Origin of the sequence: uncultured Lacinutrix sp. (genome assembly GCF_947500325.1) — a bacterium.
Lineage (GTDB): Bacteria > Bacteroidota > Bacteroidia > Flavobacteriales > Flavobacteriaceae > Lacinutrix.
Map to the genome: position 1 here is coordinate 1 of NZ_CANMRQ010000019.1, position 18913 is coordinate 18913.

The 18913-nt window shown below is 29.6% G+C and carries 25 protein-coding genes and 1 tRNA gene; 6 read left to right on the top strand and 20 right to left on the bottom strand.

From position 1 onward, the window contains the following. Positions 1 to 117: 117 nt before the first annotated feature. The gene (gene xerA / locus Q0997_RS16580) at positions 118 to 1191 is read right to left on the bottom strand and encodes a site-specific tyrosine recombinase/integron integrase (RefSeq protein WP_299890810.1); all 1074 of its coding nucleotides are present in this window, start codon (positions 1189 to 1191) and stop codon (positions 118 to 120) included. A 147-nt stretch (positions 1192 to 1338) separates the two neighbouring features. Between xerA and Q0997_RS16585 the strand changes: the two genes are divergently transcribed. Further along, complete coding sequence (locus Q0997_RS16585) at positions 1339 to 1707, top strand: hypothetical protein (RefSeq protein WP_299890940.1); 369 nt, start codon at positions 1339 to 1341, stop codon at positions 1705 to 1707. 67 nt (positions 1708 to 1774) lie between these two features. Here Q0997_RS16585 and Q0997_RS16590 read toward each other — a convergent pair. Then, positions 1775 to 1848: transfer RNA gene (locus Q0997_RS16590), tRNA-Met, on the bottom strand. 177 nt (positions 1849 to 2025) lie between these two features. On the opposite strand from Q0997_RS16590, the gene Q0997_RS16595 reads away from it, so the two are divergent. Continuing rightward, entirely contained in the window at positions 2026 to 2412 is a 387-nt protein-coding gene (locus Q0997_RS16595) for an START-like domain-containing protein (RefSeq protein WP_299890811.1), read from the top strand. A gap of 56 nt (positions 2413 to 2468) precedes the next feature. After that, positions 2469 to 3311: an aminotransferase class IV gene (locus Q0997_RS16600; protein ID WP_299890813.1), complete on the top strand. Its 843-nt coding sequence runs from the start codon at positions 2469 to 2471 to the stop codon at positions 3309 to 3311. Here the strand turns inward: Q0997_RS16600 and Q0997_RS16605 are convergent. From Q0997_RS16605 to Q0997_RS16625, 5 genes are all read right to left on the bottom strand, one after another. Further along, complete coding sequence (locus tag Q0997_RS16605) at positions 3308 to 3868, bottom strand: YqgE/AlgH family protein (protein ID WP_299890815.1); 561 nt, start codon at positions 3866 to 3868, stop codon at positions 3308 to 3310. The genes Q0997_RS16600 and Q0997_RS16605 overlap by 4 nt on opposite strands. Before the next feature lie 142 nt (positions 3869 to 4010). Next, positions 4011 to 4283 carry an HU family DNA-binding protein gene (locus Q0997_RS16610; protein WP_299890817.1) on the bottom strand — a complete coding sequence of 91 codons (273 nt, stop codon included), beginning with the start codon at positions 4281 to 4283 and terminating at the stop codon, positions 4011 to 4013. Between the two features lie 192 nt (positions 4284 to 4475). Next, positions 4476 to 5432, bottom strand: a complete 957-nt coding sequence (gene fmt, locus Q0997_RS16615; protein ID WP_299890818.1) for a methionyl-tRNA formyltransferase — start codon at positions 5430 to 5432, stop codon at positions 4476 to 4478. After that, positions 5432 to 7333 carry an ATP-dependent DNA helicase RecQ gene (locus Q0997_RS16620; protein ID WP_299890820.1) on the bottom strand — a complete coding sequence of 634 codons (1902 nt, stop codon included), beginning with the start codon at positions 7331 to 7333 and terminating at the stop codon, positions 5432 to 5434. The genes fmt and Q0997_RS16620 overlap by 1 nt, the downstream gene beginning before the upstream one ends. Positions 7334 to 7493: 160 nt before the next feature. Next, positions 7494 to 8036 (bottom strand): ATP-binding protein, encoded by a 543-nt coding sequence (locus Q0997_RS16625; RefSeq protein ID WP_299890822.1) that lies wholly within the window; start codon positions 8034 to 8036, stop codon positions 7494 to 7496. 91 nt (positions 8037 to 8127) lie between these two features. On the opposite strand from Q0997_RS16625, the gene Q0997_RS16630 reads away from it, so the two are divergent. The 3 genes from Q0997_RS16630 (at position 8128) to murA (ending at position 10480) form a co-directional block, all read left to right on the top strand. Continuing rightward, positions 8128 to 8421, top strand: a complete 294-nt coding sequence (locus Q0997_RS16630) for a DUF493 family protein (protein WP_299890824.1) — start codon at positions 8128 to 8130, stop codon at positions 8419 to 8421. A gap of 88 nt (positions 8422 to 8509) precedes the next feature. Then, positions 8510 to 9163, top strand: a complete 654-nt coding sequence (locus Q0997_RS16635) for a DUF4290 domain-containing protein (RefSeq protein WP_299890826.1) — start codon at positions 8510 to 8512, stop codon at positions 9161 to 9163. A 6-nt stretch (positions 9164 to 9169) separates the two neighbouring features. Then, positions 9170 to 10480, top strand: a complete 1311-nt coding sequence (gene murA / locus Q0997_RS16640; protein ID WP_299890828.1) for a UDP-N-acetylglucosamine 1-carboxyvinyltransferase — start codon at positions 9170 to 9172, stop codon at positions 10478 to 10480. 79 nt (positions 10481 to 10559) lie between these two features. Here murA and Q0997_RS16645 read toward each other — a convergent pair whose 3' ends face one another. The 13 genes from Q0997_RS16645 to Q0997_RS16705 form a co-directional block, all read right to left on the bottom strand. Then, complete coding sequence (locus Q0997_RS16645) at positions 10560 to 10922, bottom strand: nuclear transport factor 2 family protein (RefSeq protein WP_299890829.1); 363 nt, start codon at positions 10920 to 10922, stop codon at positions 10560 to 10562. 72 nt (positions 10923 to 10994) lie between these two features. After that, positions 10995 to 12299 (bottom strand): deoxyribodipyrimidine photo-lyase, encoded by a 1305-nt coding sequence (locus Q0997_RS16650; protein ID WP_299890831.1) that lies wholly within the window; start codon positions 12297 to 12299, stop codon positions 10995 to 10997. A gap of 4 nt (positions 12300 to 12303) precedes the next feature. Then, positions 12304 to 12765, bottom strand: a complete 462-nt coding sequence (locus tag Q0997_RS16655; protein ID WP_299890833.1) for an SRPBCC family protein — start codon at positions 12763 to 12765, stop codon at positions 12304 to 12306. An 11-nt stretch (positions 12766 to 12776) separates the two neighbouring features. Continuing rightward, on the bottom strand, positions 12777 to 13238 hold the full coding sequence (locus tag Q0997_RS16660) for a TspO/MBR family protein (protein ID WP_299890835.1): 462 nt from the start codon (positions 13236 to 13238) through the stop codon (positions 12777 to 12779). After that, positions 13235 to 13723: a glutathione peroxidase gene (locus Q0997_RS16665; protein ID WP_299890837.1), complete on the bottom strand. Its 489-nt coding sequence runs from the start codon at positions 13721 to 13723 to the stop codon at positions 13235 to 13237. The genes Q0997_RS16660 and Q0997_RS16665 overlap by 4 nt, the downstream gene beginning before the upstream one ends. A 190-nt stretch (positions 13724 to 13913) precedes the next feature. Next, positions 13914 to 14135: a hypothetical protein gene (locus Q0997_RS16670; RefSeq protein ID WP_299890839.1), complete on the bottom strand. Its 222-nt coding sequence runs from the start codon at positions 14133 to 14135 to the stop codon at positions 13914 to 13916. A 120-nt stretch (positions 14136 to 14255) separates the two neighbouring features. Further along, on the bottom strand, positions 14256 to 14414 hold the full coding sequence (locus Q0997_RS16675; RefSeq protein WP_299890840.1) for a GTP cyclohydrolase I: 159 nt from the start codon (positions 14412 to 14414) through the stop codon (positions 14256 to 14258). A 215-nt stretch (positions 14415 to 14629) separates the two neighbouring features. Beyond that, entirely contained in the window at positions 14630 to 15940 is a 1311-nt protein-coding gene (locus Q0997_RS16680) for an AarF/UbiB family protein (protein ID WP_299890842.1), read from the bottom strand. A gap of 16 nt (positions 15941 to 15956) precedes the next feature. After that, positions 15957 to 16613, bottom strand: a complete 657-nt coding sequence (locus tag Q0997_RS16685; protein ID WP_299890844.1) for a TetR family transcriptional regulator C-terminal domain-containing protein — start codon at positions 16611 to 16613, stop codon at positions 15957 to 15959. A gap of 103 nt (positions 16614 to 16716) precedes the next feature. Beyond that, positions 16717 to 17385 carry an MIP/aquaporin family protein gene (locus Q0997_RS16690; protein WP_299890846.1) on the bottom strand — a complete coding sequence of 223 codons (669 nt, stop codon included), beginning with the start codon at positions 17383 to 17385 and terminating at the stop codon, positions 16717 to 16719. Further along, positions 17385 to 18023, bottom strand: a complete 639-nt coding sequence (locus tag Q0997_RS16695) for a protein-tyrosine-phosphatase (protein WP_299890848.1) — start codon at positions 18021 to 18023, stop codon at positions 17385 to 17387. Before Q0997_RS16695 ends, Q0997_RS16690 begins: the two co-directional genes overlap by 1 nt. A 33-nt stretch (positions 18024 to 18056) precedes the next feature. Further along, positions 18057 to 18524, bottom strand: coding sequence for a DUF6428 family protein (locus tag Q0997_RS16700; RefSeq protein WP_299890849.1), 468 nt, complete (start codon positions 18522 to 18524; stop codon positions 18057 to 18059). Between the two features lie 14 nt (positions 18525 to 18538). Further along, a complete protein-coding gene (locus Q0997_RS16705) occupies positions 18539 to 18871 on the bottom strand; it encodes a helix-turn-helix transcriptional regulator (RefSeq protein ID WP_299890851.1) in 333 nt (110 codons plus the stop codon). Positions 18872 to 18913 lie beyond the last annotated feature (42 nt).

Below are 18913 nucleotides of genomic sequence, written 5' to 3' on the forward strand. Positions count from 1 at the left end.
ATTCGTACAACCTAATAAAACACATATTAGAACTAAGATTAATATTTTTGGTTTCATTCACTTTAATTGTACACAACAATGTTATAATAGCAATTGCTATTATATTCCATGTATTTACTACAAATCTAGTGGATTTTTAATTGATTTAAAATTGTTTACTGCTACTTGAGTATATATTTCTGTTGTTTTTGTACTACTATGACCTAAAAGAGTTTGAATATATCTTAAATCTGTACCATTTTCTAATAGATGAGTAGCGAAGCTATGCCTTAGCATATGTGGGGTTACTCTTTTGCTTATTTTAGATTTTTTTGCTGCTTTAACTACGATTTCTTTTACGCTACTTCCGCTATATTTATTTCCTTTTAATCCCTCAAATAAATATTCTTTTGGATTCCATTTCTTATAATATATTCTTAGTTCTTTTAATACGGTTTTTGATAGTAAGGAATATCTATCTTTATTATTCTTTGCATTTTTGATATGGATCAACATCCTTTTACTATCTATATCTTCAATTCTTAAATTTAATAATTCACTTCTACGTAATCCAGCAGAATATAATAAACTTACTATGCAACGATGTTTTATGTTATTGGTATTGGCAATTATAGTGAGTATTTCTTCTTTAGAAAGTACTTGTGGGAGTTTCTGTTCTTTTCTTGGTCGTTCTATACTATAAAACCTATTGGGCATTCCCATGACAACCTCGTAGTAAAATTTTATACTATTGATGGTTTGGTTTATATAACTATTGGATTTGTTTTCTTGGATGAGTATTTGTAGATATTTTCTTATTTCTTGTTCAGATAGCGTTACAATATCTTTAAGTGGGTAGTGATTGATAAAATTTTCGAACAACGAGATATATATTTTACAGGTGTTTAAGGCATATCGTTTAAGTTCTAATTTTATCAAATAGTCTTCAGGGGCATATTTATAGGAAGCCTTTTTAGCTCTGTTGCGATACCAATTGATATCTACAGGCTGATTGTCACGTATTGCTTTTTCTTTAAAGAAAGAGTTTCCATTGACCCAAGCTACTCCTCTAAATTTGTTAAAAATGATATTAAGATTGTCTTTGGTATTAATAATGTATACCATAGAGAATTTCTTACTCCATCTAGGGTTGGGAAGCTCTTTTATTAAGGCTTGAATTACTTTATCAGGTGAAAATTGTATCCCAATCATTTTTTGATTATCAATCAATAAATGCTTCAGAGTAATATGTTTAGTAAGGTTCATGTTACAAAAAAGCGATATTTAATAATTATAGTAGTATTTTAATCGCATACTATTCGTATAATATTTAATTAATATTAATTGAAAAGAAAAGTTATGACTATATGTCCACATTGTAATTCTAAAATTATAGGCAGATCTGATAAGAAATATTGTTCTATACACTGTAAATCTGCTTATCAATATCAAAAACGAAAATTAGAAGATTCGCTATATTACGTAATAGACAAAAAATTAAAAACGAACCGAAAGCTCTTAAAAGCATATAATAAATCTGGGAAATCTACAGTGCGAAAAGATAGATTGCTAGCAGAAGGTTTTGATCCACAGTATTTTACTCATTATTGGAAAAATAGTAAAGGACAAGTTTATCTTTTTTGTTATGAATATGGTTTTTTAGATTTAAAAGAGAATATAAAAGAAAAATACCTTTTAATAACCTGGCAAGAGTATATGAGTCGTTAGTTATTAAATTTTAAACAAAAACAGGCTAAAAAAACAAAAACCTCTTGAAAATCAAGAGGTTTTATTGTAGCGAGAACGAGATTTGAACTCGTGACCTCCGGGTTATGAATCCGACGCTCTAACCAACTGAGCTACCTCGCCATTTATTGAGGGTGCAAATATAAAAACAAATTTAGAGTGCGCAAACATAAAAGTGAATAAAAATATTTATTTAAAATGTTTCCAAAAAGGTATTACTCAAATTAAAAATAATTAATTGTTTTGGTGTTTATTTCGTATTAATGTATATATTGAGCAAAATATTTTTAATACCAACCAATGGACGATAAAGTTAAATACGAATTAGAATTCCCTATACACGCCTCACCAAGTTTATTATATCAATACATTTCTACACCTTCAGGATTGTCTGAGTGGTTTGCAGATAATGTGAATTCTCGTGGAGAACTTTTTAAGTTTATATGGGATGGAGCAGAAGAACAAGCTAAACTGCTAACTAAAAAGAGTGGAGAACGTATTAAATTTAGATGGTTAGAAGATGAAGATGAACCTTATTATTTTGAAATAAGAATTCAAGTAGACGAAATCACAAAAGATGTATCTATTATGGTTACAGATTTTGCTGAAGAAGATGAAATAGAAGAAGGAAAAATGCTTTGGGAAAATCAAATTTCAGGATTAAAACAAGTATTAGGTTCTGCTTAAATAATTATAGATTTTAAACTTATATTTGTCCTGATTTTTGATCAGGACTTTTTTTTATGATAAATATTAATGGAAATTTTAGCGAAAATAATTCGGTTTTAACATTTGAAAACCGTGGTTATAGCTATGGAGATGCATTATTTGAAACTATTAAGGTATCGCATGGCAAGATATTATTTTTAGAAGACCATTATTTTAGGCTTATGGCATCTATGCGTATTATGCGTATGGAAATACCTATGCATTTTACAATGGAATTTTTTGAGGAAGAAATAATTAAAACAATCACTAAAAATGAGTTGGCAAATGCTTCTTCAAGAGTTAAAATTCAAATACATAGAAATGTTGGAGGCTTATATCTACCAACAAATATTGATGTTAGTTTTATAATATCTGCAAAAGCCTTAGAAAGTGACTTCTATTTATTGAATGATAATACATATGAAGTTGATTTATTTAAAGATTTTTATGTCTCACCAAGTCTACTATCAACGCTAAAAACTAATAATAAAGCTTTAAATGTTGTCGCTAGTATTTATGCTAAAGAGAATGATTTAGATAATTGCTTATTATTAAATACTAACAAAAATGTAGTAGAAGCACTTAATGGTAATATTTTCTTAGTAAAAGGTAATACTATAAAAACGCCACCTTTAGCAGATGGTTGTTTAAAAGGAGTGATGAGACAGCAGTTATTAAATCTTTTAGAGTTATTACCAGATTACACTTTAGAAGAAGTGTCAATCTCGCCATTCGAATTACAAAAAGCAGATGAATTATTTATAACAAATGTGATTACTGGTATTCAGTCAATTACAAAATATAGAAAAAAGACATTTGGAAATGAAGTAGCTAAAATGTTACTTCAAAAAATAAACGTGAAGATAAGGTTAGGTTAATTATAACTTGGGTTTTCTGGAGCATTAGACCAAATACTATAATCGCCACCAAACTCTACCATTTTTTCTTTCCAGAAAAACTCATAGTCTTTTTCTATAATCGATTTTTTGTAAATGTTTTTAGTTACTACCCATGAATTAGATTTTAACTCATTTTCTAATTGGTTAGTTTCCCATCCAGAATACCCTAAAAAGAACTTGATATCTTTCTCACTAATTTTGCCTTCCGTTATTAATTTTGAAACTTCTGCAAAATCGCCGCCCCAATAGATTCCTAAAGAAATCTCTATACTATTAGGTATAAGTTCTGGTACTTTATGAATAAAATATAAATTATCCTGTTCTACTGGACCGCCATTGTATACTTTAAAAGCTGTTTCAATTTCTGGAATTAAGTCATTTATAGTATAATCCAAAGGTTTATTTAAAATAAAACCTATTGAGCCTTCGTCGGAATGATCTGTTAATAAAACAATAGAGCGGTTAAAAGATAAGTCACCTATTATCGATGGTTCTGCGACTAACAAATCTCCTTTTGTTGGTTTAGTTGAAATCATAAAAAAGAAATTTATCTAATAAATGTAAACTTTATTTATTAAAAAACCAATTGTTTGCTTGTTATAAAACACCTTGAGAAAGGTGTAAAATGAAAAAAGCCTTCATAATGAAGGCTTTAATACTATAAAAATGTAGTAAAACTTAGTTTACTGCACTTGCTAAATCAGATCCAGCTTTAAACTTAACAACGTTTTTAGCTTTGATTTTGATAGTCTTTCCAGTTTGAGGGTTTCTTCCATCTCTTGCAGCTCTTTTAGAAACTGACCAAGATCCAAATCCTACTAAAGAAACTCTGTCACCTTTTTGTAAAGCACCTTCAATTTCAATTAACGCACATTCTAAAGCTTTTTTTGAAGCTGCTTTAGTAATTCCTGCGTGTTCTGCCATAGCATCGATTAAATCTGTTTTGTTCATAATTTAAATTTTAATTATTAATAAATAGTTGGTAAACAATATTTTGTTAAATCCTCTACAAATTTATACGGATTATGCTACTATGCAAGTAATAGCAAGGGAAATACCCTATTTTGTTGATAACTTCGGTCATTTGTTAATAAAGGAGTGTTGTTTTTTGCGTTTTTTAACTTTGTTAGCAATGATAAGGCTTTACAGCATTTTTGCATCATTTTCAAAATGATAACCATTTAAAAGCGATTTTACATCCATGGTTCGCTTACCTGGTAACTTAATATCTAATATTTTTATAAAGCCCTCTTTTACAGAAACTTTGACTTCTTTTTTTGAAAAAACGATGCTGCCAATGTCATGTTTATGCTCTTTTATCTCTTTTTCGGTTGTATATATTTTTACATCTAATACAGCATCTCCGTTATGTAACTCACACCAAGCAGCAGGATATGGACTTAAACCACGTATCTTATTATATATAGTATCTATAGATGCAGTCCAATCTATTTTGCAGTTGTTTTTATTAAGTTTGTATGCCGTTTTACTAATGGCATCTTCAGGCTGTGGCGTAGTCTTTACTTTATCTGTTTCAATTAGTTTTACAGTTTTAATAACTAATTCACTGCCTATTATCATTAATTTATCATGCAGGCTACCTGCATTTTCATCTGGTGTAATCTCTAATTCCTCTTGAAGAATCATTTCGCCAGTATCTATTTTTTTATCAATAAAAAATGTCGAAACACCTGTTTTTTCTTCACCATTAATTATGGCCCAATTAATTGGTGCAGCACCACGGTAATTTGGTAATAGAGATGCATGAAGATTAAAAGTTCCATATTTTGGCATTTGCCATACAATTTCTGGAAGCATTCTAAAAGCAACTACTATTTGTAAATTGGCTTTAAGTGCTTTTAATTCTGTAATGAAATCGTCACTCTTTAAATTGGTAGGTTGTAAAATGTTTAAATGTTTAGATTCAGCAAATGTTTTAACTGCACTTTTGTTAAGTTTTCTACCTCGCCCAGCTGGTTTATCTGGAGCAGTAATAACACCAACAATATTGAAATCGTTTTCTAAAAGTGTTTGTAAAGTGGTTACAGCAAAATCTGGTGTACCCATAAAAACAATGCGTAAGTCTCTTTTTTTTGTCATTATATATGTGCTAATTTATAGGTGTTTGTTTTTGTAATACTTATTATTCTTAATTCTAATAGTTCTTTAATGGTATTATTTATTTGATTTTCAGAGTAATCTAGTTGCTCAAGTAAACTTCTAGACGATAAATCACCATTCTCTAATGCTTTAATAATACTTTGTTTTATAACTTTAGAATCAACTGTTTTAGATCCTTTTCTTTGAATACAAACAGAGCAAATACCACAAGCATCAATATCTTGTTCTCCAAAATAGGAGAGTAGTTGTATACTTTTACAAAGGTCATCATTATTTATATAGTTTAATATAGAAAGTACTTGTTTTTCTTTTAAAGTATTTTGTTGCTTAATAATTGTAGAGATTCTATTAATGGTTTTGTCGTCTTCACGAGGTTCTAAATAGGTTATTTGCGCATCTGTTTTAGAGTTTTTTAAGGTAATGATTTCTGCTTTCTCTAATTGGTGTAATACCGCAAAAACAGCCTCTTCTTTAACTGAAGCTTTGTCTGCTATAAGATTTGTATTTATTTTAGTCTCTTGCTCAAAAATACCACCGTAAGTTCTTAAAATAGATTTTACAATAGTGTTACTGTCTTTATGAGTTTCTAAATAACTAAATAAAGCAGTATTGCTAACAATAAAATGTACTAATGTTCTTTGATTAAATTGTTTAGAAAGAGAAATAACACTTGTTCTGTCTAATAATAATAAAGCGTTATAGGCCAAGATGGTATTAAACTTATAAGTTTTACAAAAAGTATTAAAATTGAAATCAAAAACATTATCAACGCCTTCACCGTAAGACACTTGAAAATAACTACTTAGTTTTCTGTAAATAGTTTTAATAAAACTAACACTAGGTAATACTTTTAAAAACTGATTTTTTACTAATAGTTCATCACTATTGTTTTTTAAAATAACAGCAAATGCTTTGTTTCCATTTCTACCGGCACGGCCAGCTTCTTGAAAGTAACTTTCCATACTTTCTGGTAGATTTAAATGTATAACCGTTTTAACATCAGGTTTGTCTATACCCATACCAAAAGCATTGGTTGCAACCATGATTTGCTTTCTGTTTTGCATCCAACTCTCAAGAGCATTATCTTTTTCTGCATGAGATAATCCACCGTGATAATAAATAGAACTATAACCTTTACTTTCTAGAAAAGAACTTATTTCAAGTGTTGCTCTCCTATTTCTAACATATATTATAGATGGTGCTGGATTTTTTTTAAGAATGGCTTCTAATTTATAGTATTTATCTTCTTCATGAAAAACCATATAGGCTAGGTTAGACCTTACAAAAGATTGCTTAAAACATTTTGGGCTAATAAAATCGAGTTCTTTTATAATATCATCAACAACTTCAGGAGTAGCACTTGCTGTTAAAGCTATTACATTTACAGTAGGTTGTATTTCTCGTAGCTTTACTATGTTTTTATAGCTAGGCCTAAAATCATTTCCCCATTGGCTAATACAATGTGCTTCGTCTATAGCTATAAGGTTAACATTCATTTGTCTAATACGCTCTTGTACTATATCTTGTTGTAACCGTTCTGGAGATAAATACAAAAATTTATAATTCCCATAAATACAATTATCTAACATGGTGTCCAATTGCGAATAAGAAATCCCACTAGTTAAAGCCATTGCTTTTATACCTTTATCTTGTAAGGCTTGAACTTGGTTTTTCATTAATGCGACTAAAGGAGAGATTACTATACAAATACCATCTTTAGCTAAAGCAGGTATTTGAAAACATATAGATTTTCCGCCGCCAGTTGGTAATAATGCGAAAGTGTCTTCGCCTTTTAAAACCGAATTTATAATATCCTCTTGAAGTGGTTTAAATGAAGTAAATTTCCAATAACGTTCTAATATGTTTATTGGATGTTGCATTAATACCTATTGAATTTGAAATTATGCTGGGTAAATTGAAATATTTTGCGCTTAATTGAGTTTAAAAAAAATAGCATAGTCAAAGCTACGGTTATATTTTTAAATGATAAGAAAGTGCAAAAAAAACTATTTTGATGTATCATTTCAAATTCAATAGGTATTATAACGCTTTCACTACATTTATAATATGGTCTGCTCTTGATTCAATAGATCCAAAAGGAACATCTCTTAAGTTATAACCATACTTAGTATAGGTTTCTAAAAGCTTTTCATGAATTTCTAATGCTTGATCAAAATTTTCATAACGTTCACTATCACTAGTAAAAATATCTTGCCAAGGCGCTAAGATGAATACATAGTCATAGATGTTTTCTTTACAGGCATTACGAAATAAATCGGGATAAGTATCACCTTTAAAATCCATATAAGCAGGAATATCCGGAATACCTCTATCTAAAAAAACAAATTCATTCTTACTATTTACGGCTTCTACATGCTGCTTTATTCTACCTTCTAAAAGTAATTCACTAAATTGAATTGGGCTAGTAAGAAATAATTGTTCTATGCCATCTTCTCTAGCTTTTAATGTAATTTGTCTAGAGATTTCTTCAAAACAGGTAAACCCTCGATTCGTTAATTCGTTTATAATAGAGGTTTTACCGCTACCTGGACCACCAGTAATAACTATTGTTTTTGTATTCAATTATGGTATAATTTTAGCTGTAAAAATCGTAATAAAAAAGGTATAAAAAAAATGACAAGGATAACTTATCTTTGTGAGATATATAAGACTTATGAGTAAATCACAAAATCCAGAGGATTTTTATACAAAATTAAAGAGCCAATTATTAGATACAACACTTTGGCCAACAGAATATTTATATAAATTTATAGTATTGTCAGATCAAAAAAAAATAGCAGAAATTGAAGCTATATTTAACCATTTGGGTGCTGTAATACAAACAAAAGAATCTAGTAATGGTAAATATACAAGTGTCTCTATTAATGTCCGTATGAAAAACCCAGATGCTGTAATAGAAAAATACAAAGAAGTTGCAGAAAAGATTGAAGGTGTAATTTCTTTATAATTTTATCGTTATACTTTAAATAGTTTTGTATTTTGCGAAGGCATTAGAGAACTACAATGCAACACATTAATTCTACACAATTTTTATTTTGATAGACGATATAGAATATAACACAGAACGTGAACATTTAATTATTCCAGAATATGGAAGACACGTTCAGAAAATGGTAAACTTTGCCATTAAACAAGAGACTAAAGAAGAACGTAATAAGGTAGCTAAAGCCATTATTTCTGTTATGGGTAATCTACAACCGCATTTGCGAGATGTACCAGATTTCCAGCATAAGCTTTGGGATCAATTGTTTATTATGTCTAAATTTGAGTTAGATGCAGATTCTCCATATGAAAAACCATCTAAAGAACTTTTAGAAGAACGACCAGAACCTTTAGAGTATCCTCAGAATTTTCCTAAATATCGTTTCTATGGCAACAACATTAAGACAATGATTGATGTTGCTATTTCGTGGGAAGATGGAGAATTAAAAGAAGCTTTAACATATACGATTGCTAATCATATGAAAAAGTGTTTTTTAAATTGGAACAAAGATACGGTTGAAGATTATGTGATTTTTAATCACTTATTTGAATTATCTAATGGTGAAATCAATTTAAAAGAATCTAAAGAAGATTTAATAGATTCTGCTAGTTTATTAAAGAGTAGTGCTAAAAAGAAGTACACGAATAATAATAAAAAAGGAGGTTCTAATAAGAAGAATAATAATCGCGGAAAAAAACGATACTAGTAGCTAATGGGTACATTTATAATTGAAGGCGGTCACCAATTAAAAGGTGAAATACAACCACAAGGCGCAAAAAATGAAGCATTACAAATTTTATGTGCTGTATTGCTTACACCAGAAAAAGTAACCATTAATAATATTCCAGATATTATAGACATTAACAAATTAATTGCTCTGTTGAGTAATTTAGGAGTTAAAGTTGAAAAATTAAAAGCAGGTTCTTATTCATTTCAGGCAGATGACATTAATTTAAATTATTTAGAGTCTGCTAGTTTTAAAGAAGAAGGACGAGGTTTGCGTGGCTCTATAATGATAGTAGGTCCTTTGTTGGCACGTTTTGGTAAAGGTTATATACCAAAACCTGGTGGTGATAAAATTGGACGTAGACGTTTAGATACACATTTTGAAGGGTTTATAAATTTAGGCGCTAAATTTAGATATAATCGAGAAGATTATTTCTATGGTGTTGAAGCCGAAAAATTAAAAGGAACAGATATGCTCTTAGATGAGGCATCTGTTACTGGAACAGCAAACATTGTAATGGCTGCTGTTTTAGCTGAAGGAACAACAACAATATATAATGCTGCATGCGAACCGTACTTACAACAATTATGTAAGATGTTGAATCGTATGGGAGCAAAAATATCTGGTGTAGGTTCAAACTTGTTAATTATTGAAGGTGTAGATAGCTTAGGTGGTACAGATCATACGATGCTGCCAGATATGATTGAAATTGGTAGTTGGATTGGTTTAGCGGCTATGACTAAAAGTGAATTAACTATTAAAAATGTAAGCTGGGATGATTTAGGGCAAATACCAAACGTTTTTAGAAAACTAGGAATCACTTTAGAAAAAAGAGGAGACGATATTTATATTCCGCAACACAAAGACGGATATGAAATACAAAATTATATTGATGGCTCAATTTTAACCATTGCAGATGCACCTTGGCCAGGTTTTACACCAGATTTATTGAGTATTGTGTTAGTTGTTGCCACTCAAGCAAGAGGTGAAGTTTTGGTACATCAAAAAATGTTTGAAAGCCGTTTGTTTTTTGTAGATAAAGTAATAGATATGGGAGCAAAAATTATTCTTTGTGATCCGCATAGAGCAACCATTATAGGTCATGATTTTAAATCTCAACTTAAAGCAACAACAATGACCTCTCCAGATATTAGAGCTGGTATCTCATTACTAATTGCTGCATTATCTGCTAAAGGAACGTCTACTATTCATAATATAGAGCAAATAGATAGAGGTTACCAGCATATTGTTGAGCGTTTACAACGTATTGGTGCTAAAATTACCAGAGTAGAATAATAAGGGCAACAATGTCTATATATACAAAAAGCTTCAGTATAATACTGAAGCTTTTTTTGTATATATTATTATAAAAGCACTATTCTATAGTGTAAAAATATTGCTCACTAGCAATTTTTCCATCTTTTACTTCGTAAACACAAACTTCCTCCATTTGTTGTCTTCCTCTGTCTTTAAAAGTACAATCAAAGCCCATTTTTGCAGTAAAAAAATTTCCAGCTACAACAGGTTCAGAAATAGAACTCGCATGAAAATCTTCTACATTTTCTAACCATTCTTTTCCTTTGTTCCAAACATTTTGTTTTCCAGTAATTTCTTCTCCAGGCATTCCAGGCATTTCTTTACTTACTACATTTTCTGCATATAGCTCGTTAATACAATCAAGATTTTTGCCTTCTTGACACATTTCTTTCCATTTTTGAGCGACTTCTTTAGTATTCATAACTTTAAATTTTAAGATTGAAAGCTAAAGTTAGTAAAAAATGAAATAGTATTTATTAACTAAATGTTAGGTTTAACTTACTGCAGCTTTGTAAACTTTTAAACAACGTTCTCTGGCCATTTTATGATCAACAATGGGATTTGGGTAAGTGAGTTCTTGAAAATCAGGAACCCATTTTTTTATATATTCTAATTGTTTATCAAATTTATCTATCTGTGTTGTTGGATTAAAAATTCTAAAGTATGGAGCAGCATCAACACCACATCCCGCAACCCATTGCCAGTTACCAATATTACTAGACATATCATAGTCAAGTAATTTTAAGGCAAAATAAGCTTCACCTAATCTCCAATCTATAAGTAAATGTTTGCATAAAAAACTACCTACTAACATGCGTACACGATTATGCATAAACCCCGTTTTGTTTAATTGCCTCATACCAGCATCTACTAGGGGATAACCAGTTTTACCTTCACACCATGCTTTAAATTCTAATTCATTATTACGCCATTCTATTCTGTCGTATTTTGGTTTAAAACTATTTTTAGACGTATATGGGAAATGCCAAAGAATATGCATGAAAAACTCGCGCCAAATTAGTTCTTTAAGGAATGTTATATTTTGTTGTTTTGAAGCTTCATTAACCATTTTACGAACACTAACTGTTCCAAAGCGAAGATGAGGTCCTAGTTTGGAGGTATTGTCTTGGGCAGGAAAATTTCGAGTAGCTTCATAATCTGCAATTAAATTTGGAGTTATCGTATATTTTTCAGCTTTTATTTTCGACTCAGTAAATCCAATAGCATTTAAAGATAAATTAGGGAGAGTATTAGATTTTAAAGTATTATTTAATAGTGTTTCTGATGGGTAAAAGGTAATACCTTCTCTTTTATACGTATCTAACCAAACTCTAGAGAAAGGTGTATATACTTTATAAGCAGTACCATCTTTTTTTACAATGTCGTTGCGTTCAAAAATAACTTGATCTTTATAGGATTTAAAAGCAATTTTTTTTGACGTTAAAAGTGTTTCTATAGCCTTATCTCTAGCTATTGCATAGGGTTCATAATCGTGATTTGTATATACTGTATCTATAGTATATTGCTCTACAAGTGTCCTAAAGATCTTTTCTGGTTCTCCAAAAAATAAAGCAATATTAGAATTGTAGTCTTTTTTGAGTTTGCTTTGCATGTTTTGTATACTTTCATAAATAAAAGTAATACGAGCATCATTTTTAGGTAGTTTATTAAGAATATTGCTATCAAAAATAAAAATAGGTAAGACAAGATTATTGTCTTTTAAAGCTTTATATAAGCCATGATTATCATCTAAACGAAGGTCTCTTCTAAACCAGAATATATTTACTTTTGGATTCATTATATTAATATTTTCCAAATAGTTCTTCTAATTTTTTTGTTCTATAATTAAAAATCTCTTCCAACTTAGGTTTTACTAAAAAAGGATGCACCATTTGACCCAAAAACCCCATTGGTATTTTGTAATCTATAATATCTTCCATTTCAACACCACCATCAATTTCTTTTATAAAGTGTTTATGATGCCATAAAGCATAAGGACCAAAACGTTGCTCGTCTACAAAATACTCGCCGTCTTTTACATGTGTAATTTCGGTAACCCACTTGGTTTTTATGCCCAAAACAGGAGTCACTATATATTGTATAATTTGCCCAGCAAACATAGGTCTGTCTGCTCCAGATAGGATATTAAACCCCATATAATCTGGAGTAATGGTTTTTAAATTTTCTGGGCTAGATAAAAATTCCCAAGCCTCTTGTTTAGAAATTGGAAGCTTTTGTTTTTTATGTAAACGATATATTTTCATGCATTATTTTCTTAGTTGTTTAATAATATATAGGCATTTAATGAAGTTGCTATAATTAACCAAGTCATATATGGTAACAGTAGATAACTTTTAGATTTCATAGTTTTCTTATTACTAATGAAAAATGTAAATATCACAATAGTTAATGCTCCAATAACAACTAATCCTATGGTTATCATGTGTAGATTAAAAAACACATAATTCCAAATTACATTTAAAAAGACTTGAAATATAAAAGCTAATCTTAATTTTAGAGAATCTGAATTTAAAAATAAATGGGCCAAATATATTGAAAAGCAAATCATTATAATAGTCCAAGTAACCCCGAAAACCCAACCTGGAGGTGTCCAAGGTGCTTTGTTTAATGCTATATACCATTCTGTTTGTGGACCATTATTCATTAACCAACTGCCATAGGCTAAGCCTCCAAAATTGATAATTAAAAAGATAATAATTCGAGTTGTTAATTTCATAAATGTTTAATGATTTTTTTACTTAAAGGCTTTGTTATAGAATAAAAATAATCTATTAATTCTCCATTTTCGTTAACTAAATATTTTTGAAAATTCCATTTTACAGAAGAGTTTTTAGAACCATTCTTTACTTTTTGTGTTAGCCATTGATAAAGCGGATGAATATCTCCTCCTTTAACATCAATTTTTTCTGAGATTAAAAAAGTAACACCATAGTTCACTTTGCAAAAACTTTCTATTTCTGAAGCTTTTCCAGGTTCTTGCTTTCCAAATTGATTACATGGAACGCCAATAACAACAAGAGATTCTTTATAAGTGTCACTTAATTTTTGAAGTGCTTTATATTGAGGAGTAAAACCACATTTTGATGCTACATTTACAAAGAGTATTTTTTTTCCTTTAAATTCTATAAAGTTTACTGGTATACCATTTATAGAATTAATTTTAATACTATATAAAGATGAATGATTATCTATACTTGACATTGTCTTCTTTAGTTGTTATTTAATATTTAAATATACTAATGTTTATTAATAAAAAAACCTGTCAAATTGTCGAAATTTGCCAGGTTTTGTTTCTATAAAGTATATTTTTTCTTACTACAATATTTATTATTAATTTAATGAATAAATAAAATAAATAAAATAGATAAAATAGTTAACCAAGAGGTTTATATTATGATGATGGGCGACCTTTTAATCGCTTTTCAATTTTTTGTTTAATAACAGTAAGACGTTTCATAACGTCCATTAATTCTGGGTCTTTTGTTTCTTTATAAATTTCGTTTAAGCCTAGAATCATCTCTTTAGCCTTTCTAGAAGCTACAATACGTTCGTTTGTAGTCTTAAAAGAGGTTCCTTCTTGTTCAAATTCTAGTGCTCGTTTTAACATGTCCATTTTTAATCTTTTATGTAATTCTGTAATTCATTTATTTTAGCTTGCTTATTAAACACGTTTCCATAATAAGAAGTTGTAATTGTTTAATCTATTTGAAAGAAATAGATAAATGCTGAGCATTTATTTTACAACAACACGTTCTGTTAGTAGAATTGTTTTTAATTCGTTTGCTATTTGATTTATTAAACATTCTTGTACTTGAGGCCGTTTTGCGAAATATTGTACAATACTGTTTAAGTTTGATAGACCAATAACCTTGCCAGAAGAAATAAATATCACAAAAGTTTTACTAATTTTTAAGGTAAATTAAGCCTATAAATTTGAATAAAACAAGGTGTTTTTTTCGAAAAGCATCAGGTTAGATGGATACTCAATTGCCAAATAAAGCAATTTTTACCAAATTAATGGTCTTTAATCGATAAAATTTTTCGATAATCTACATTTCTCTATGATTTAATGCGTTTTTTGAATGATTTTTATATTAATAATCTTATTTATAATGTATTAAAATTGTTAATTTTTATGTTTTGAGATTTTAAATCGAACATTAAATTATATAAACCAAAGAATGTTCTATTGATATATATAAAATGTTTAGATCCACGATTTCCATTCATTTTGCGTAATTCTGTACTTTTGCTATAGCGTTCTCCAAGATCTGTAATTTGTTGAAAGAATTCTCCATCGGAAAAGTCAAATGTTTCATTATGAAATGGTTTAGTAAATAAACTAAGCATATCGAAAAACATATCTGAAAAGAAATCTAATTCCTCTTGAGAATCATCTTCTCGTAAAATCTCCAATTCATACATTTTCTGCGCAAACTCTTTTGGATTGTTTATTACTTCTGGTTTTGCCAATTCAAAATATGGAACATAAAACTCTTGAGGTACTGCCTTCATGCATCCAAAATCTAATGCTATTAAATTTGCAGATTTAGAGATTAAAAAATTACCTGGGTGTGGATCTGCATGTACTTTCTTTAAAACATGCATTTGGTACATGTAGAAATCCCAAAGTGCTTGTCCTATTTTATTAGCCTTTTCTTGATCTGTATTATGTGCAGTAAATTCTGAAAGGTGTTCACCTTCCATCCAATCCATAGTAATTATTCTTTCAGATGATAATGCCTCGTAATAGTTTGGAAATTTTAAATTTGGTATATGTTTACATGCTTCTACAATAGCTTTACTTTGTTCAACTTCTAAAAGATAATTAGTTTCTTCGACCAATTTATCTTCAACTTCTTTAAAGTATTTATCGCTATCCTTTCCTTTTATATTAAACATTTTTATAGCAATTGGCTTTACCATAGCTAAATCACTAGATATGCTTTGTGCTACTCCAGGGTATTGAATTTTTACAGCTAATTTTTTGCCATCCTTTTCTGCTAAATGTACTTGACCAATACTAGCTGCATTAACAGATGTAGAATTGAATACATCGTAAATCTCTGTTGGTAATTTACCAAAGTATTTTTTAAATGTTTTTATAACTAATGGCGCAGATAATGGCGGAACAGAAAATTGAGCTAAAGAGAACTTTTCTACATAAGCGCGAGGTAAAATACTTTTTTCCATGCTAAGCATTTGCGCTACTTTTAAGGCGCTACCTTTGAGTCTTTTTAGGCCATCGTAAATATCTTCTGCATTGTTTTCATTTAAACGTGCCTTGGCTTCGTCTTCAGTCTTTGTTAATTTATCTCCGTAATATTTAATATAATTAACACCTACTTTAGCACCAGTTTGCACTAGTTTTGAAGCACGTTGTATTTTGGATGTAGGTATTTTATCTATAGTTTTCAATAGTTCTAGTTTTAAATTAATTCATCTGCATTTTTTCTTTGAAAATGAATTTCCCTAAGTCTATTAAGCTTTTTATTGGGGCAACATTTAAAACATCAAAACTTGTGTTTACAGATTTCTCTATAAAAATGTCTGTTTTCTCAAAGCTAGGAGACACATCATCTAGCCAAAACTTGATTGTAATTAATAATTGTAACCAGGCAGATTCTTTTAAACTTCTGTTTTGAATTTTTTCTAAGTCTTCATGTTTAACATCTATCATTTCAATGCCTAACTCTGAAATATAATGTGTAAAAGATGACTTTAGTTCTGAAAGTAATGCTAAAGATTTTATTTTGTTTTTGTGCTTATCTAAGGCATAAACAACATAACTTCTATTGGCCGTTAAGTTTTCGAAAAATGTAAAATAAAAACTTAGCAGTTGGTTTCTAGGTTCAAAATTATCATAATCATTACTACTACTAAGTGCTACTATTGTATTGTCGAAGAAAGCTTTAAAAATACCCTTTTCTACTGCTTCGAAAGTCCCAAAATGTTCATAGAATTTCGACTCTTCAAAGTTGTTATGTTTTGCAAATATGTATACAGAATTTGGTTGTTCGTTATGCTCTAAGACATAGTCCATATAAAATGAAATAATGTCATTTTTATTGAGGTTTTTCTTTTTTGCCATTGTAAGTAGTTTAATAGCATAAAGATACGAAATGTTTAACGATTAATCGTATTAGTTAAACAAAAATTAACAAGAGTTTACAATAGATTTTAATTAATAGAAACTAACAATCATCATCACAGCAATTACTATCTTTTACTAATTTACAAGAAGATACAGCAGCTAAAGCACCTAATATTGGAGCAGTAATATATAGCCATAAGTATTGAAAATTACCTGTAAATAGAGCAGGAGCAATAGAACGAATAGGATTCATAGAAGCTTTAGTCATTGGGCCAGCAAACATGGCTTCTAATAGAATAACGCCACCAACAGCAATTGCTGCCATAGTTCCAATTTCTTTACTTCCAGTAGAAACATTTATAATAACAACCATTAAAAAGAAAGTGAGTATAAATTCTAAAATAGCTGCTTTATATGGAGGAAAACCAGTAGCAGGTGTTGTCTCTCCAAGAAATAGACTCTCTGGAAATAGAAAGCATAATAAGCCACTTGCAAAAACGGCTCCAATTAATTGAGCAAATGCATATTTTGGTACTTCTTTCCAAGAAAACTTTTTTGCGAAGGCAAAACCAATAGAGACAGCTGGATTAAAATGAGCTCCAGAAATATCTCCAAAAGCATAAATCATAGCCATAACAATTAAACCCCAAACTGCAGCAACTCCTACATGAGATATACTTCCGTTTGTAATTTCGTTTATAGTCATAGCACCAGTACCACAAAATATCATTGCAAATGTTCCTATAGCTTCGGCGTAATACTTTTTCATTAGTTATTTTTTACTTGATTAAATACGTATTTCATTTCTGTGGCAATTTGATTTGAACGCTCTAAATATTTTTCATTTTGTTGAGGTGTATTATCAAACAATTTTGGATCTTCATAAGTAATAGGAATTCTTTTTTCTGCTCCAGAAATAAATGGGCAACCTTTATCTGCACTTGAACAGGTCATTATAGCAGCAAAGTTAGAAGACGGATTAAAATTTGCATCATATGTTTTAGAAAAACCAATAACTGGATGTGTATTAGTACTAAATTTAATACTATAAATTGGATTCTTTTCAGATGACAAAGTTTCTATCTCAAATCCACAGTTTTTTAATGTTTCTGCAACTTTGGGAAACAATGCAGTGGCTTCTGTGCCTCCAGAATAACAAGTTACATTTTCTACCGAAAAGTAAAAAGCCATTACTTGTGCCCATAGTTGAGACAAATGACTTCTACGGGAATTATGTGTGCAAATAAAATTTAATTGAATAGCAGCATTACTATTATATTTCTCTGTGATGTAGCTAATAAGAGGTTCTAATGTTGCTTTTCTTTCTTTAGTAATTAATGAAACATCTAGAGAATTTATATGTTCCTGTATAGTTTTAAAGGTCATTTTTACTTCAGGTTTTATCATTTTTTGATATTTTTAGTTTGCGCATGACTTGTTTTAACAACAACCAGATTCTGGAGTACAACAGGCTTGATCTTGTATATTTGAGAGTTTAACTTTAGGTTTCGTAGGAATACCGCATTTATCTTTTGCTAAGCAATCTGTTACTAAAGATGTTAATAAGAAAGTGCCATTTTGGTAGTCCATTCCAAATTTCTCAATGGTATATTCGCCTTGATATTCTACTTCTATTTCTAAGTTTTCCAGATTTAATGTATCTTCAGATAATTCTATAATTTTTAATAATTTTTCTGGATGCAATCTGTGGTCATAATCATTAGCATTCCATAATTGAAAATTCACTTTCTTTTCTTGTCTTAAAGTACCACCACAATCAATAAAGGTTTTAGAGATTTTTCCAATCTCTGTTACATGAAAATGATTAGGAACTAAGTTGCCATTTGGAAGTGTAAATGTTATTGAATCTAATTGCTCTAAATGTTGTTTTACTTCTATAAGTGTCATATTTTTTTTATTTTCTAACAGCAATCACTGTCGTTTATAATGTCTTCATTTAAAAAAGCACCTAATAAGGCTTTCATGTTTGTCCAGTTGTCTTTATCTATACAGTAACATACACTTGTACCTTCAACAGTGCCTTTAATTAAGCCTAAGGCTTTTAGTTCTTTTAAATGTTGTGATATTGTAGGTTGTGCTAAACCAATTTCGTTAACTAAATCCCCACAAACACAGGCTTTAATTTTAAATAAATGTTGAATAATTGCTACTCGTGCAGGATGTCCAAAAGCTTTTGCATATAAAGCAATGCTGTTTTGTGTATTTGTAAACATTTCGGTTTTTACTAATCCCATATTATTTGTTTATCGCAATGTTACGATTAATAAAAATGCCTT

What these genes read in the sequence shown, in the direction of transcription:
- xerA (WP_299890810.1), bottom strand. Translation starts at nt 1,191, where the DNA reads ATGATTGGGATACAATTTTCACCTGATAAAGTAATTCAAGCCTTAATA.
- Q0997_RS16645 (WP_299890829.1), bottom strand. Translation starts at nt 10,922, where the DNA reads ATGAATACTAAAGAAGTCGCTCAAAAATGGAAAGAAATGTGTCAAGAA.
- Q0997_RS16610 (WP_299890817.1), bottom strand. Translation starts at nt 4,283, where the DNA reads ATGAACAAAACAGATTTAATCGATGCTATGGCAGAACACGCAGGAATT.
- murA (WP_299890828.1), top strand. Translation starts at nt 9,170, where the DNA reads ATGGGTACATTTATAATTGAAGGCGGTCACCAATTAAAAGGTGAAATA.
- Q0997_RS16685 (WP_299890844.1), bottom strand. Translation starts at nt 16,613, where the DNA reads ATGGCAAAAAAGAAAAACCTCAATAAAAATGACATTATTTCATTTTAT.
- Q0997_RS16665 (WP_299890837.1), bottom strand. Translation starts at nt 13,723, where the DNA reads ATGTCAAGTATAGATAATCATTCATCTTTATATAGTATTAAAATTAAT.
- Q0997_RS16605 (WP_299890815.1), bottom strand. Translation starts at nt 3,868, where the DNA reads ATGATTTCAACTAAACCAACAAAAGGAGATTTGTTAGTCGCAGAACCA.
- Q0997_RS16595 (WP_299890811.1), top strand. Translation starts at nt 2,026, where the DNA reads ATGGACGATAAAGTTAAATACGAATTAGAATTCCCTATACACGCCTCA.
- Q0997_RS16700 (WP_299890849.1), bottom strand. Translation starts at nt 18,524, where the DNA reads ATGACACTTATAGAAGTAAAACAACATTTAGAGCAATTAGATTCAATA.
- Q0997_RS16585 (WP_299890940.1), top strand. Translation starts at nt 1,339, where the DNA reads ATGACTATATGTCCACATTGTAATTCTAAAATTATAGGCAGATCTGAT.
- fmt (WP_299890818.1), bottom strand. Translation starts at nt 5,432, where the DNA reads ATGACAAAAAAAAGAGACTTACGCATTGTTTTTATGGGTACACCAGAT.
- Q0997_RS16670 (WP_299890839.1), bottom strand. Translation starts at nt 14,135, where the DNA reads ATGGACATGTTAAAACGAGCACTAGAATTTGAACAAGAAGGAACCTCT.
- Q0997_RS16660 (WP_299890835.1), bottom strand. Translation starts at nt 13,238, where the DNA reads ATGAAATTAACAACTCGAATTATTATCTTTTTAATTATCAATTTTGGA.
- Q0997_RS16695 (WP_299890848.1), bottom strand. Translation starts at nt 18,023, where the DNA reads ATGATAAAACCTGAAGTAAAAATGACCTTTAAAACTATACAGGAACAT.
- Q0997_RS16630 (WP_299890824.1), top strand. Translation starts at nt 8,128, where the DNA reads ATGAGTAAATCACAAAATCCAGAGGATTTTTATACAAAATTAAAGAGC.
- Q0997_RS16705 (WP_299890851.1), bottom strand. Translation starts at nt 18,871, where the DNA reads ATGGGATTAGTAAAAACCGAAATGTTTACAAATACACAAAACAGCATT.
- Q0997_RS16600 (WP_299890813.1), top strand. Translation starts at nt 2,469, where the DNA reads ATGATAAATATTAATGGAAATTTTAGCGAAAATAATTCGGTTTTAACA.
- Q0997_RS16620 (WP_299890820.1), bottom strand. Translation starts at nt 7,333, where the DNA reads ATGCAACATCCAATAAACATATTAGAACGTTATTGGAAATTTACTTCA.
- Q0997_RS16655 (WP_299890833.1), bottom strand. Translation starts at nt 12,765, where the DNA reads ATGAAAATATATCGTTTACATAAAAAACAAAAGCTTCCAATTTCTAAA.
- Q0997_RS16690 (WP_299890846.1), bottom strand. Translation starts at nt 17,385, where the DNA reads ATGAAAAAGTATTACGCCGAAGCTATAGGAACATTTGCAATGATATTT.
- Q0997_RS16650 (WP_299890831.1), bottom strand. Translation starts at nt 12,299, where the DNA reads ATGAATCCAAAAGTAAATATATTCTGGTTTAGAAGAGACCTTCGTTTA.